Genomic DNA, 12,771 nt, shown 5'->3' with positions numbered 1-12,771 from the left:
CCAGCGCGCTACCCGCGGTCGCCGCACGCGGGAGCAGGATCATGGCCGAATGTCACGCCCGATGTTCGGAACACCGGACGCGGCGCACGCCTACCTGGCCGGCTTCCACACCTGGGTCTTGCAGAAGAACGCGATGCAGCCCTTCACGTTGAGCGTGCCGTCGGCGTTGCGCGCAACGATCGACTTGTAGCTCTTGCCGTTGCGCGGATCGTAGATCGTGCCGCGCCAGTCCTTGCCCTGATCGGTGAAGCCCGACAGGATCGGCATGCCGAGCACCGGCCGTGTGCGCAGCGCGGGGTTGGAATTGTTGACGTCGGTATCGGGCGCACCCGGCCGCTTCTTGAGGATCGTGGTGAGCTTGCCGCAGACGCTGCCCTCGCACGGCGCCACGGTGATCACCCCGGCGCCATCCTCGGTGATGTAGCGTCCCGCGATCGGGGCCGCGGCGTTCGCAGCGGCGGGAACGGTCAGGGCGAGCAGCGCAAGCGCGGCGAGGGGGGTGGAACGCATGATCGCAATTATCGAGGATCGATGATGAACACGCAATGGACGATCGGAATCATCGGCGGCTCGGGGCTGTACGCGATCGACGGGCTCGAAGATGCGGTATGGTGCGATGTCACCAGCCCGTGGGGGCAGCCCAGCGACGCGATCCTCTTCGGGCGCGTCGCCGGCGTAGAAGTGCGCTTTCTCCCGCGCCATGGCCGCGGTCATCGCCTCGCGCCCGGTGGCATCCCGGCGCGCGCCAACATCGATGCGCTCAAACGGGCAGGCTGCACCGACGTGATCGCGCTGTCATCGGTCGGCTCGCTGCGCGGCGAGCTGGCGCCGGGCACGTTCGTGCTGGTCGACCAGTTCGTCGATCGTACCGTGGCGCGCGCCGCCTCCTTCTTCGGCAGCGGGCTGGTGGCGCATGTCGCATTCGCCGATCCGGTATGCCAGCGGCTCGCCGCGCTCGCCGCGGCGGCGCTCACCCAGGCCGGCGGGCGCGTGACCGAGCGCGCGACCTATCTGGCGATGGAAGGGCCACAATTCTCGACCCGGGCGGAGAGCCGGCTGTACCGCGACTGGGGCTGCGATGTGATCGGCATGACCGCGCTGCCCGAGGCGCGGCTCGCGCGTGAGGCGGAGCTACCCTATGCGCTGATCGGGATGGTCACCGACTATGACTCGTGGCGGGACGAGGGGCCGGCGGTCGATCTCTCCGCGGTGGTGGCGCAGGCGGGTGCAAACGCGCGGGTGGCGCGCGCCGCAGTCGCGGCGCTGGTACGCGCGCTGCCGCCGGAACGCTCGCCCGCGCTGGCGGACACCGCGCTCGACGGCGCGATCTTCACCGCGCCCGCCGCGCGCGACGCCGCACTGGTCGCCCGCAACGCCGCGATCCTGGCGCGGGTGCTGGGGTGAGGGTGGCGGCGGCTGGCGGTGCGGCGTGACGGCAGGTGCCTCGCAGCGGGGCCGTCTCGGTGAAGCCCCGACCCCCTCGCAACCTCTCCCCCCACGGAGGGTTTGAGAGCAAGCGACGTCCGCCGCCGGCGTGCGGGTCGCGCCCGGCCTTTGGCCGAGCGGCGGCGGCTCTTCGGCGGTCCTGTCGGTGGCCGACCGATTCCCGGCGCCTCCCCATTGAAACCACGGCGCGTCTCCCGCATTCAACGGCGCACATGACCTCCACCACGCGCTCGCTCGGCGACAGCTTCGCCACCGTCCCCGTGCCCGATGGGGCAGGGTTCTGGCGCAAGCTGCTCGCGTTCATTGGCCCCGGATGGCTCGTCGCGGTCGGCTATATGGATCCGGGCAATTGGGCGACCGACATCGCCGGCGGCTCGGCATTTGGCTACACGCTCCTCTCGGTCGTGCTGCTCTCCAATCTGATGGCGATCGTGCTACAGGCGCTGTCGGCACGGCTCGGCATCGGCGCCGGGCTCGACCTCGCGCAGGCGTGCCGCCAGCATTCGTCGCGCCCGGTCGCCTGGCTGCTGTGGGGGCTGGCCGAGATCGCGATCATCGCCTGCGACCTCGCCGAGGTGCTGGGCACCGCGATCGCGCTCAAGCTGCTGTTCGGCCTGCCGCTGGTCTATGGCGTGGTGGTCACCGCGCTCGACGTCTTCCTGATCCTGGCGCTGCAGCGCTACGGTTTCCGCCGGCTCGAGGCGTTCATCGCCAGCCTGTTGATCATCATTGCCGGCTGCTTCGCGTTCGAACTGTTCTGGGCCAACCCCGACTGGGGCGGTGCGGCGCGCGGGCTGGTGCCCTCGCGCGAGGTGGTGACCAACCCGGCGATGCTCTACATCGCGATCGGCATCCTCGGCGCCACCGTGATGCCGCACAACCTCTACCTTCACTCGTCGATCGTGCAGACGCGCGCCTACGGCAGCGGCGCGCGCGACCGGCGCGAGGCGCTCAAGCTGGCGACGATCGACTCGACCGTGGCGCTGGGGCTGGCCTTCTTCATCAACGCCGCGATCCTGATCCTGGCGGCGGCCGCCTTCCACACCGCGGGCCGCACCGAGGTCGCCGAGATCGAGCAGGCGCACGAACTGCTCTCGCCGATGCTCGGTGTCGGCGCGGCGAGCGCGGTGTTCGCGGTGGCGCTGCTGGCGAGCGGACAGAACTCGACCGTGACGGGCACGCTGGCCGGGCAGATCGTGATGGAGGGCTTCCTGGACGTGCGGCTGCCGGTGTGGCTGCGCCGGCTGGTGACGCGCGCGATCGCGATCGTGCCGGCGGTGCTGGTGGTGGCGGCGATGGGCGACCGCGGCGCGACCGAGCTGCTGGTGCTGAGCCAAGTGGTGCTGAGCCTGCAGCTGCCGTTCGCGGTGATCCCGCTGGTCGCCTATACCGCCAACCGCCGGCTGATGGGCGAGTTCGCCGCGCCGCGCTGGCTGGCGGGGCTGGCGTGGGCGATCGCGGCGGTGATCGTCGGGCTGAACGGCTATCTGCTGTGGGGGATGATGGCGGGCTGAGCCGCATCCCCGTCGTCACGCGACGCCACGGCGGGTCGGCGCGTGGAAATCGGGGGGTTTGTCCGCGATCCAGCCGAGGAAGCGCGCGATCGCTGGCCAGTCGCGGATCGCGTCGAGCGTTCCGGCGCGAGCGAGGGCGCCGTTGTCCGCGGCGGCGTGGATCGCGCGGTGACAGATCGGGTGGAGCGGCACGGTGTCGCGCCCACCCTCGCTGCGCGGCACGACATGGTGCCACTCGACCCGGCGGCTGAGCGGACGGCCGCACAGCGCGCAATGCTCCGGCGGCGCGGCCTCGGTGGCGGCGCGCCGCTCGGCCTCGGCCAGTCCCTGCTTCCGCCGCACGCGTCCCGCCATGCGGGCGGAATGAGCGGGCAGGCGGGGTGTTCCGGTGGGTGGTCGGCGGAGCGTAGGGCGAGCGACGGACCTACCCGCTGGCGTCATCCTGAGCTTGTCTCAGGATCCACGTCGCGGCAAACCCAGCGGCGGCGGTACGTGCGGCACGGTGAATCCTGGAACGAGTTCAGGATGACGGCGAGAGGAGGGGTCGGGCGTGGCGCTTCTCCACAGGCGGCCGTGCTCCTGCGCACGCAGGAGCCCAGGATAACGGAGCGCAGCGTTTGCGGCTCTCGGCTCCTGCGTGCGCAGGAGCACCGCTACGTCACCGCCGCCGCCGCCCCCGCGCCGGCGCCTGCGCCGACAGCGCGGCGAGCAGCGCCTTGGCCGCCTCGGTTTCGGCCTCCTGCTTACTCGTACCCTCGGCGAGCATCTCGTCCTTGCCCACCGCCACGCGCACGGTGAAGCGCGGCGCGTGGCCCGGGCCGGCGCGCTCGACGATCGCATAGGACGGCACCGCGCGGCGGTTCGCCGCGGCCCATTCCTGCAACGCCGACTTGGGATGCTGCGGCGCGCGCGCCTCGGCATGGACCTTGTCCTGCCACAGCCGCCGTACCGTCGCGCGCGCGGGCGCCAGCCCGGCGGTGAGATAAACCGCGCCGAGCAAAGCCTCGACCACGTCGCCCAGCACGTTGTCGCTATGCTGCGCGCCATCGTCGCGCGCCTGCTTGCCGAGCCGCACGCGCGCGTCGGCGCCGATCTCGCGCGCCACCTCGGCGCACACCGCACCGGTGACGAGCGCGTTGAACCGCTTCGACAATTGTCCCTCGGGCTCGGCCGGGAACAGCTCCACCAGCCATTCCGCCATCGACAGCCCCAGCACGCGGTCGCCGAGAAATTCGAGCCGTTCGTAGCTGCCGCCGGCCTGACCCTCGGCGTGGCTGCTGTGCGTCAGCGCGCGGACGAAGGGTGCGGGATCGTCGGGGCGGACGCCGAACTGCGCCTCGACCCAGCCGGCGAGATCGTCGCCGGCGTCGCTCAAAAGCCCTCCCCGATGCGGCGGAGCCGCGCCGCCGACACCCAGGTCCATGGCTTGATCCACTCGGCCGACCCGTCGGTCGACCAGAAGGTGACCAGCGCCTTACCCTCGATCCGCTCCATCGGGATATAGCCCATGCCGACCGGCGGGGCGAAGCGGCTGTCCGCCGAATCGTCGCGATTGTCGCCCATCAGGAAGACGTTGCCCGCCGGCACGTGATAGACGTCGGTGTCGTCGGCGACCGGGATGTTCTCCTGATCGAGCACGTCGTAGCTGCGCCCCCCCGGCAGCGTTTCACGGAAGCGCGGGTAGCGGCACACCGGACGGCCCTGCGCGTCGCTGTCCTGGAACGGCGCGCCGCATTTCTCGGCCGGGAAGTTGGGCGAGAGCGGCAGCACGAAATCGGCGACGCGCTGCTTGGGGATCGCCTTGCCGTTGAGGAACAGCTGGCCGCCCCGCATCTGCACCGTGTCACCGGGCAGGCCGATCACGCGCTTGATCACGTCATGATCGTCCGGCCCCATCGAGCGGAATACGACCGTGTCGCCGCGCACCGGGTCGTGCGCGAAGATCCGCCCCGGGATCAGCGGCACGCCCCACGGCAGCGACCAGCGCGAGTAGCCGTAGTTCCACTTGGAGACGAACAGATAGTCGCCGACCAGCAGCCGCGGCAGCATCGACTCGCTCGGGATCGAGAAGGGCGAGAAGATGAAGCTGCGCAGCACGAAGACGAACAGCGCCAGCTTCAGCAGGAAGCGGATCGTCTCGGCGGTTTCCGAACGCGCGGGCTTGCCGGCGGCTTTGGGGGTGGCCATGAAGCACCGCGTCGCGCAACCGTCGCGTCGCGTCAAGCGGAGCCTTGGCGCGGGCGACCCGTTGTGCGCCGCGACACGAGACAGCCGGAAGGACAGATGACATGGCGGACTGGTCGACGATCGAGGCGCTGCCGCAGGAGCGGCTCGAGACGCTCTTCGCCAATGACCCGGATCGGTTGAAGCGGCTGTCGCTCGACGTCGCCGGGATCCATTTCGACTGGTCCAAGACGCACCTCACCGCCGAGGCGCTCACCGCCTTCGAGGCGCTGGCCAGGTCGGTCGATCTCGCGGGCAAGCGCGAGGCGATGTTCGCGGGCGCCAACGTCAATGTCACCGAGGACCGCCCGGTCGAGCACACCGCGGAGCGCGGCGAGGGCAAGGCCGAGAGCGTGGCGCGCGCGGCCTCGTACCACGCGCGCATGCGCGGGCTGATCGACGCCATCGAGGCCGAGGCGTTCGGCCCGGTGCGCTCGATCCTCCACGTCGGCATCGGCGGCTCGGCGCTGGGGCCGCACCTGCTGGTCGACGCGCTCGGGCGCGGCAGCGACCGCTACGACGTCGCGATCGTGTCCAACGTCGACGGCATGGCGCTGGACGACGTGTTCGACGATTTCGACCCCGAGACGACGCTGCTGGTGGTCGCCTCCAAGACCTTCACCACCACCGAGACGATGATGAACGCCGACAGCGTCATCCAGTGGATGACCGGCGCGGGCGTCGAGGATCCGTACGGCCGCGTGATCGCGCTGACCGCCTCGCCCGAGAAAGCGATCGAATGGGGCGTCGACGAGACGCGCATCCTGCCCTTCTCGGAGGGCGTGGGCGGGCGCTACTCCTTGTGGTCGTCGATCGGCTTCCCCGCCGCGATCGCGCTCGGCTGGGACCAGTTCGAGGAGCTGCTCGAGGGCGCGGCCGAGATGGACCGCCACTTCCGCCTCGCCGCGCTGCACGAGAACGCCCCCGCGCTCGCCGCCTTCGCCGACCTCTATTACACCCAGGTCCGCCACGCCGAGACGCGCGCGCCCTTCGCCTATGACGAGCGGCTGCGGCTGCTGCCGAGCTACCTCCAGCAGCTCGAGATGGAATCGAACGGCAAGGGCGTGACGGTCGACGGTCAGCCGGTCGGTCGCCCGACCGCGCCGATCACCTGGGGCGGGGTGGGCACCGACGCGCAGCACGCGGTGTTCCAGCTGCTCCACCAGGGCACGCATCTCGTGCCGGTCGAGTTCCTCGCGGTGATCGAGGCGGGCGACACGCTGCCGGCGGAGCATCACCGCCAGCTGCTGCTCAACGCCTTCGCGCAGGGCGCGGCGCTGATGACCGGCCGGGCCAACGCGGCGGATGCGGCGCGCAGCTATCCCGGCGACCGGCCGTCGTCGACGCTGCTGCTCGACCGGCTCGACGCGCGGACGCTGGGCGCGCTGATCGCCTTCTACGAGCATCGCGTGTTCGTGAATGGCGTGCTGCTGGGGATCAACTCGTTCGACCAGTTCGGCGTCGAGCTGGGCAAGGAGATGGCCAAGGCGGCGGCCAAGGGCGGCGGCGACTTCGACGCCTCCACCGCGGACCTGATCAAGCGCGCTTTCGGGGAGTGAAGGGGGGAGCCTTCCTCTTCGCTCCTCTCCTCTCCCGACGCTACGCTGCCGTCATCCTGAACTCGTCCCAGGATCCACTTGGCCGCTCACTTGAGCGCCAAGTGGAGGCGGAAGCGTTCGCCGCCCGCACCGCTCTCCCCCAGCGGCGGCTGCGCCCCTGCAGCGTGGATCCTGAAACGAGTTCAGGAGGACGGGTGGGGAGGGGAACGGCCATCGCCTTCCCCGTCCCGTGTTCCTGCGCACGCAGAACCCAGGGCCACGCACGTCGCGCCAGCGGCCCTGGGCTCCGGCGTGCGCCGGAGCACGTCGGTCGGCCGGAGCCTCTCGCCCCGACGCGCTCACCCCACCCGCGGCAGCCACTCGCGCAGGATCGCGTTGACCGCCTCGGGCGCCTCCTGCTGCACCCAGTGCGACACGCCCGGCAGCCGCCGCACGGTGAGGTCCGCGACGTAGCGCTCGGTGCCGTCGAGCGTCTCCAGCCCGAGCGCTGTATCCTCCTCGCCCCAGACGATCAGGGTCGGCACCTCGACCCGTCCGTCATTGCCGAAGCGCATCCGCTCGCGGTGGCGCGCGGCGGCGCGGTACCAGTCGATCATCGCCTTGAGCGCGCCCGGCCGCCGCGCCGCCGCGGCGTAGACGTCGAGCACCGCGTCGGGGAAGCGCGTCTTGTCCACCGCCATGCCGCGGAAGGCGCGGCGCACCAGCGCGGCGTCGCCCAGCGCCATAACGCGCTCGGGCAGCCACGGGAGCTGGAACGCGCCCATGTACCAGCTGCGCCGCCGCTGCGGCCGGTGGCGCAGCGCCGCGGCGAAGCAGGCGGGATGGGGCAGGTTCATCACCACCAGCCGCTCGAGCGGGCGCACCCGGTTGATCGCGAGGTTCCACGCGATCGCCCCGCCCCAGTCGTGCGCGATCAGCGTGAACGTGCGCGCCCCGCTCGCGTCGAACAATGCGGCGGCGTCGGCGACGATCTGGTCCATTGTATAGTCGGCGACCGCGGGCGGACGCGAGGTGCCGCCATAGCCGCGCTGGTTGGGCGCCCAGACGCGGTAGCCGAGCTTGGCGAGCAGCGGCATCTGGTGGCGCCAGCTATAGTGCAGTTCGGGGAAGCCGTGGAGGCACAGCGCGAGATGCTCGCCGCTCCCCGCCTCGGCGACCTCGAAGCTGAGGCCGTTGGCGGCGACCTGGCGGATCGTAACGCCGCTGTCAGGCGCGGGGTGCCAGCTGGGGGTCATGGTGTCCGCTCCAACGATCGTTTCGGGCGGCAGGAGGTCCAGACGGCGCTGTCGATGAGCGATGAGGTCGCTCCCTCCCCTTCAGGGGAGGGCGGGGGTGGGGCGCTTCCGCGAGCGGCGCGCCCGCGGTGAGGCCCCACCCTCAGCCCCTCCCCTGAAGGTGAAGGGAGCTAAGTCACTCTGCCGCGACGCCCGCGAACATGTCCCCGCTGGCCTCGCCCGCGTCTTCGTTGGCGGGCTTGCCACCTTTGGCCTTCTGGCGCTTGTCGAACGAGTCCCACACGTCGTTCCACTGGCCCTTGGTCGCCGCCTTCGAATACTCCGTCGCGCGCGTCTCGAAGAAATTGGCGTGCTCCACGCCGTTGAGCAAAGGCGTCAGCCACGGCAGCGGGTGCTCGTCGATCATGTAGATCGGCTTCAAGCCCAGCTGATTGAGCCGCCAGTCCGCGATATAGCGGATATACTTCTTGATCTCCTTGGGCTTCATCCCCTCGACCGGACCCATCTCGAAGGCCAGGTCGATGAAATTGTCCTCCAGCCGGATCGTCGTCTGGCACACGTCGGCGATGTCGTCCTTCACCGCCTTGGTGAGGCACTGGCGCTCCTGGCAGAAGGCGTGGAACATGCGAATGATACCCTCGCAGTGCAGGCTCTCGTCGCGCACCGACCAGCTGACGATCTGCCCCATGCCCTTCATCTTGTTGAAGCGTGGGAAGTTCATCAGCATCGCGAAGCTGGCGAACAGCTGCACGCCCTCGGTGAAGCCGCCGAACATGGCGAGCGTGCGCGCGATGTCCTGATCGTTGTCGACACCGAAGTTCTGCATGTAGTCATGCTTGTCCTTCATCTCGCCATATTCGAGGAAGGCGCCATACTCGCTCTCGGGCATGCCGATCGTGTCGAGCAGGTGGCTGTAGGCGGCGATGTGCACCGTCTCCATGTTGCTGAACGCGGTCAGCATCATCTTGACCTCGGTCGGCTTGAACACGCGGCCGTATTTCTCGTGGTAGCAGTCCTGCACCTCGACGTCGGCCTGGGTGAAGAAGCGGAAGATCTGCGTCAGCAGGTTGCGCTCATGGTCGGTCAGCTTCTGCGCCCAGTCGCGGCAGTCCTCGCCGAGCGGCACTTCCTCGGGCAGCCAGTGGAGCTGCTGCTGGCGCTTCCAGAACTCGAACGCCCAGGGGTATTCGAACGGCTTGTACTGCTTGCGGGCTTCGAGAAGGGACATGGCGATGGCTCCGGGATGCTGTGGGTCTAGATAGGGTTGATCGGGGCGGATCAGGAGGGCGGGTCGGTCACGGCTCGAGGCTCCACTGCCACATCGCCGCGGCGGACAGCGCCAGCACGATGCCGCCCGACAGCGCCATCACGCCGACCATGCGATAGGCGTAGACGCGTGCCTCGGGCAGGGGATGGCGCAGCTGCGCGAGCAGCCACGCGCCCGCGAGCGCGAACACCGCGGCGACCGCGAACATGATCGCGGACTGGAGCGGCAGCGTGCTCAGCATGCGACCATCTCCCGCTCCGTGCGTTGCGCCCCCGAACCGAACAGAGGAGATTGACGATGGTCGATGCCAGCCAGATCAAGGAACATGCCGAGGTGATCGGTGCGGACGGCGTGCACGTCGGCACCGTCGACCATGTCGACGGCGACCGGATCAAGCTGACCAAGAACGACTCGCCCGCGACGCAGGACGGGCAGGGGGCGAAGCATCATTACCTCCCGCTCGGGCTGGTGGCGGAGATCGAGGGCGACACGGTGCGCCTCTCGGCGACCGCGCAGAACGCGCAGGACATGTTCGAAGAGGACGAGTGAGCTGACTTCCCCTCTCCCCTCGCGGGAGAGGGAGGGACCCGCGGCCAGAGGCCGTGGGAGGGTGAGGGGGCCGTCCGTCATGGGCGGCCCTTCGCTATGTGATCGAGCCTGCGAGCGATCGCCGTCGCGCCACCGTCGATGTTATGCATGACATCGTCGTTGCCGAACCGCATCACGTCGTAGCCCTCCTTCTCCAGGAAACGAGTACGCGCTGCGTCTCTCGCTTCGTCGTGGGCGTGCTCGTCGCCGTCCACCTCGATGATCACCCGCGCTTCATGACAGCAGAAATCGGCATGGTAGAGACCCAGAGGGACCTGCTGCCGGAACTTGGCCGCGGGCAGGCCCTCACGAGGCGCCCGCCATAGCAGCCGTTCCGGCTCGCCTGCCGCCCCGCGCAACGCACGTGAGCACCGAACGATATCCGCCGGGAGGAGTTGGCGCTTGGTCAGACCTTGCGCATTCCCCCTCACCCTCCCACGCGGCTCCGCCGCGCGGGTCCCTCCCTCTCCCACAAGGGGAGAGGGGGGTCAGCGCCCCCTCAGCGCCCTCACTGGCAGGCGAGGCACTCGTCATAGTCGGTGCTCTCGGCGAGCGAGAATTGCGGCTTGTCGAGCGTGTTGTCCGCCTCCACGCCGCCCTGGCCCTCGGCCCCCGCGAAACCGGCGCGCTGCACCGACTTGGAGCGGAGATAATAGAGCGACTTGATCCCCAGCTCCCAGGCGCGGAAGTGGAGCATCAGCAGGTCCCACTTCTCCACGTCCGCCGGGATGAACAGGTTGAGCGACTGCGCCTGGTCGATATAGGGCGTGCGGTCGCCGGCGAGCTCGAGCAGCCAGCGCTGGTCGATCTCGAACGACGTCTTGTAGCAGTCCTTCTCCTCCTGGCTGAGGAAGTCGAGGTGCTGCACCGAGCCGCCATGCTCGAGGATCGAGTTCCACACCGCGTCCGAGTTCTTGCTTTTCTCGGTGAGCAGCTTCTCGAGATACGGGTTCTTCACCGCGAAGCTGCCCGACAGCGTCTTGTGGGTGTAGATATTGGCCGGGATCGGCTCGATGCAGGCGCTGGTGCCGCCGCAGATGATCGAGATCGACGCGGTCGGCGCGATCGCCATCTTGCACGAGAAACGCTCCATCACCCCCATGTCGGCGGCGTCGGGGCACGGCCCGCGCTCGTGCGCGAGCACCATCGAGGCCTCGTTCACCTGCGCGTTGATCTGGCGGAACATCTTGAGGTTCCAGCTCTTCGCCATGGCGCCTTCGAACGGCAGCCCGCGCTGCTGGAGGAAGGAGTGGAAGCCCATCACGCCCAGCCCGACCGAGCGCTCGCGCCCCGCCGAATAGGCCGCGCGCTCCATCCCGGGCTCGTGCCGGTCGATATAGTCCTGCAGCACGTTGTCGAGGAAGCGCATCACGTCCTCAACGAAGCCCTTCTCGTCCTTCCACTCGTCCCAGGTCTCGAGGTTGAGCGAGGAGAGGCAGCACACCGCGGTACGGTCGTTGCCGAGATGGTCGCGCCCGGTCGGCAGCGTGATCTCGCTGCACAGGTTGGAGGTCGAGACCTTGAGCCCGAGGTCGCGATGATGCTTGGGCATGGTCGAGTTCACATGGTCGGCAAAGACGATGTACGGCTCGCCCGTGGCCAGCCGGGTCTCGACCAGCTTCTGAAACAGCGCGCGCGCGTCTACCGTGGCCCGCACCGAGCCGTCCTTGGGGCTCTTGAGCTGCCACTCGGCGCCGTCGCGCACCGCCTCCATGAAGGCGTCGGGGATCAGCACGCCATGGTGCAGGTTGAGCGCCTTGCGGTTGAAGTCGCCCGAGGGTTTGCGGATCTCGAGGAACTCCTCGATCTCGGGGTGCGAGATGTCGAGGTAGCAGGCGGCCGAGCCGCGCCGCAGCGAGCCCTGGCTGATCGCCAGCGTCAGCGAGTCCATCACGCGCACGAACGGGATGATGCCCGAGGTCTTGCCGTTGAGCCCGACCGGCTCGCCGATGCCGCGGACGTTGCCCCAATAGGTGCCGATCCCGCCGCCGCGCGAGGCGAGCCAGACGTTCTCGTTCCAGGTCTGCACGATGCCGTCGAGGCTGTCGGGCACCGAGTTGAGATAGCAGCTGATCGGCAGGCCGCGCCCGGTGCCGCCATTGGACAGGACCGGGGTGGCGGGCATGAACCACAGCTTGGAGATATAATCGTACAGCCGCTGCGCGTGCGCGGCGTCGTCCGCATAGGCCGAGGCGACGCGGACGAACAGGTCCTGGAAGCTCTCGCCGGGCAGCAGGTAGCGGTCCTTGAGCGTCTCCTTGCCGAAATCGGTCAGCAGCGCATCGCGCCCGTGATCCACCTCGACCGGATAGGGCCGCGCGCGCGCGCCGTGCCGGGCGATCGTGTCGCCGCTGGGCTGTGCCTCGCCGGTCTTGGTCTCGGCCGACGCCGTGTCGATCGTCTCGGTGATCATCGCCGCACCGTCCGTTTCCCTGAAATCCATCGCCATGCCGCTCCCGCTCCTGGCTCCCATCACCGAATCGAGGCAGAACCCGATCCTAGCCGACGCCGAACCCGTTGAGAACAAAAAGAGACCATGGCCTTAGCCGCGATCGTCCCGGCGGACCCCAGCAATATGGGAGCCAACGCCTTGTTCTACTACCATTGGGGTCGAAACGCCGTCCTTACCTCTACAGATTGTGGCAGATCGCGCCCACGGGCAAGCCGATAAAAGCGTTGGCCCGGCGGCGCGGTGTCGTGCGCCGGCTCACGCCGCGCTGCGACGCGCGGACTTCCGCGGCCTTCCGGGAATGCAAGAGAACGATGGTCGAACGAAAATTTTTTGCTGGAACGCCGGTGCGGCGTTTGGCCGTGCTACCGGGCGCCTGTCCCGAAACGGGATGGGTGCCGCGGCGACGCGATCGCATCCACTTGCGGCTGCCGCAGTTATTTCAGAACCCTGTTCGTTTCCGGGCAGCTGACAAGAATTGACGCTGCAT

General features: G+C 69.1%; 14 protein-coding genes. 5 read left to right on the top strand and 9 right to left on the bottom strand.

Features of this window, described 5'->3' with window-relative positions; translation table 11 throughout:
• Positions 1-90 precede the first annotated feature (90 nt).
• Positions 91-510: a DUF2147 domain-containing protein gene (locus ACMGDM_RS14695; RefSeq protein ID WP_436804873.1), complete on the bottom strand. Its 420-nt coding sequence runs from the start codon at positions 508-510 to the stop codon at positions 91-93.
• 24 nt (positions 511-534) lie between these two features.
• Here ACMGDM_RS14695 and ACMGDM_RS14690 point away from each other — a divergent pair, with 24 nt between their 5' ends.
• A complete protein-coding gene (locus tag ACMGDM_RS14690) occupies positions 535-1,404 on the top strand; it encodes a phosphorylase family protein (RefSeq protein ID WP_436805158.1) in 870 nt (289 codons plus the stop codon).
• Between the two features lie 254 nt (positions 1,405-1,658).
• Entirely contained in the window at positions 1,659-2,960 is a 1,302-nt protein-coding gene (locus ACMGDM_RS14685; RefSeq protein WP_436804872.1) for an Nramp family divalent metal transporter, read from the top strand.
• A 15-nt stretch (positions 2,961-2,975) separates the two neighbouring features.
• Here ACMGDM_RS14685 and ACMGDM_RS14680 read toward each other — a convergent pair whose 3' ends face one another.
• The 3 genes from ACMGDM_RS14680 to lepB form a co-directional block, all read right to left on the bottom strand.
• Positions 2,976-3,302 (bottom strand): HNH endonuclease, encoded by a 327-nt coding sequence (locus tag ACMGDM_RS14680; protein ID WP_436804871.1) that lies wholly within the window; start codon positions 3,300-3,302, stop codon positions 2,976-2,978.
• Positions 3,303-3,618: 316 nt separating this feature from the next.
• Positions 3,619-4,383, bottom strand: coding sequence for a ribonuclease III (gene rnc / locus ACMGDM_RS14675; protein ID WP_436804870.1), 765 nt, complete (start codon positions 4,381-4,383; stop codon positions 3,619-3,621).
• On the bottom strand, positions 4,332-5,147 hold the full coding sequence (gene lepB / locus ACMGDM_RS14670; RefSeq protein WP_436804869.1) for a signal peptidase I: 816 nt from the start codon (positions 5,145-5,147) through the stop codon (positions 4,332-4,334). The genes rnc and lepB overlap by 52 nt, the downstream gene beginning before the upstream one ends.
• 101 nt (positions 5,148-5,248) lie before the next feature.
• Between lepB and pgi the strand changes: the two genes are divergently transcribed.
• On the top strand, positions 5,249-6,742 hold the full coding sequence (gene pgi, locus ACMGDM_RS14665) for a glucose-6-phosphate isomerase (protein ID WP_436804868.1): 1,494 nt from the start codon (positions 5,249-5,251) through the stop codon (positions 6,740-6,742).
• 338 nt (positions 6,743-7,080) lie between these two features.
• On the opposite strand, the gene ACMGDM_RS14660 is transcribed toward pgi, so the two are convergent.
• The 3 genes from ACMGDM_RS14660 to ACMGDM_RS14650 all read right to left on the bottom strand — a co-directional run bounded on the left by ACMGDM_RS14660 (position 7,081) and on the right by ACMGDM_RS14650 (position 9,485).
• Positions 7,081-7,977: an alpha/beta fold hydrolase gene (locus ACMGDM_RS14660; protein ID WP_436804867.1), complete on the bottom strand. Its 897-nt coding sequence runs from the start codon at positions 7,975-7,977 to the stop codon at positions 7,081-7,083.
• A 175-nt stretch (positions 7,978-8,152) separates the two neighbouring features.
• Complete coding sequence (locus ACMGDM_RS14655; RefSeq protein WP_436804866.1) at positions 8,153-9,205, bottom strand: ribonucleotide-diphosphate reductase subunit beta; 1,053 nt, start codon at positions 9,203-9,205, stop codon at positions 8,153-8,155.
• Positions 9,206-9,272: 67 nt separating this feature from the next.
• Positions 9,273-9,485 carry a hypothetical protein gene (locus ACMGDM_RS14650; protein ID WP_436804865.1) on the bottom strand — a complete coding sequence of 71 codons (213 nt, stop codon included), beginning with the start codon at positions 9,483-9,485 and terminating at the stop codon, positions 9,273-9,275.
• A gap of 56 nt (positions 9,486-9,541) precedes the next feature.
• Between ACMGDM_RS14650 and ACMGDM_RS14645 the strand changes: the two genes are divergently transcribed.
• Positions 9,542-9,793, top strand: a complete 252-nt coding sequence (locus ACMGDM_RS14645; protein ID WP_436804864.1) for a DUF2171 domain-containing protein — start codon at positions 9,542-9,544, stop codon at positions 9,791-9,793.
• 77 nt (positions 9,794-9,870) lie between these two features.
• On the opposite strand, the gene ACMGDM_RS14640 is transcribed toward ACMGDM_RS14645, so the two are convergent.
• A complete protein-coding gene (locus ACMGDM_RS14640; RefSeq protein WP_436804863.1) occupies positions 9,871-10,263 on the bottom strand; it encodes an endonuclease domain-containing protein in 393 nt (130 codons plus the stop codon).
• 77 nt (positions 10,264-10,340) lie between these two features.
• Positions 10,341-12,275: a ribonucleoside-diphosphate reductase subunit alpha gene (locus tag ACMGDM_RS14635; RefSeq protein WP_436805157.1), complete on the bottom strand. Its 1,935-nt coding sequence runs from the start codon at positions 12,273-12,275 to the stop codon at positions 10,341-10,343.
• Positions 12,276-12,469: 194 nt separating this feature from the next.
• On the opposite strand from ACMGDM_RS14635, the gene ACMGDM_RS14630 reads away from it, so the two are divergent.
• Positions 12,470-12,763 (top strand): hypothetical protein, encoded by a 294-nt coding sequence (locus tag ACMGDM_RS14630; protein ID WP_436804862.1) that lies wholly within the window; start codon positions 12,470-12,472, stop codon positions 12,761-12,763.
• Positions 12,764-12,771: the final 8 nt, after the last annotated feature.

The organism is Sphingomonas larreae (genome assembly GCF_051400595.1).
Lineage (GTDB): Bacteria > Pseudomonadota > Alphaproteobacteria > Sphingomonadales > Sphingomonadaceae > Sphingomonas.
Note: the sequence above shows the minus strand (reverse complement) of the source record. Positions and strands in the feature narration are given on the sequence as shown.

Coding starts and splice junctions, on each gene's coding strand:
- ACMGDM_RS14695 (WP_436804873.1), bottom strand. CDS start 510: ATGCGTTCCACCCCCCTCGCCGCGCTTGCGCTGCTCGCCCTGACCGTT.
- ACMGDM_RS14690 (WP_436805158.1), top strand. CDS start 535: ATGAACACGCAATGGACGATCGGAATCATCGGCGGCTCGGGGCTGTAC.
- ACMGDM_RS14685 (WP_436804872.1), top strand. CDS start 1,659: ATGACCTCCACCACGCGCTCGCTCGGCGACAGCTTCGCCACCGTCCCC.
- rnc (WP_436804870.1), bottom strand. CDS start 4,383: ATGGACCTGGGTGTCGGCGGCGCGGCTCCGCCGCATCGGGGAGGGCTT.
- lepB (WP_436804869.1), bottom strand. CDS start 5,147: ATGGCCACCCCCAAAGCCGCCGGCAAGCCCGCGCGTTCGGAAACCGCC.
- pgi (WP_436804868.1), top strand. CDS start 5,249: ATGGCGGACTGGTCGACGATCGAGGCGCTGCCGCAGGAGCGGCTCGAG.
- ACMGDM_RS14660 (WP_436804867.1), bottom strand. CDS start 7,977: ATGACCCCCAGCTGGCACCCCGCGCCTGACAGCGGCGTTACGATCCGC.
- ACMGDM_RS14655 (WP_436804866.1), bottom strand. CDS start 9,205: ATGTCCCTTCTCGAAGCCCGCAAGCAGTACAAGCCGTTCGAATACCCC.
- ACMGDM_RS14650 (WP_436804865.1), bottom strand. CDS start 9,485: ATGCTGAGCACGCTGCCGCTCCAGTCCGCGATCATGTTCGCGGTCGCC.
- ACMGDM_RS14645 (WP_436804864.1), top strand. CDS start 9,542: ATGGTCGATGCCAGCCAGATCAAGGAACATGCCGAGGTGATCGGTGCG.
- ACMGDM_RS14635 (WP_436805157.1), bottom strand. CDS start 12,275: ATGGATTTCAGGGAAACGGACGGTGCGGCGATGATCACCGAGACGATC.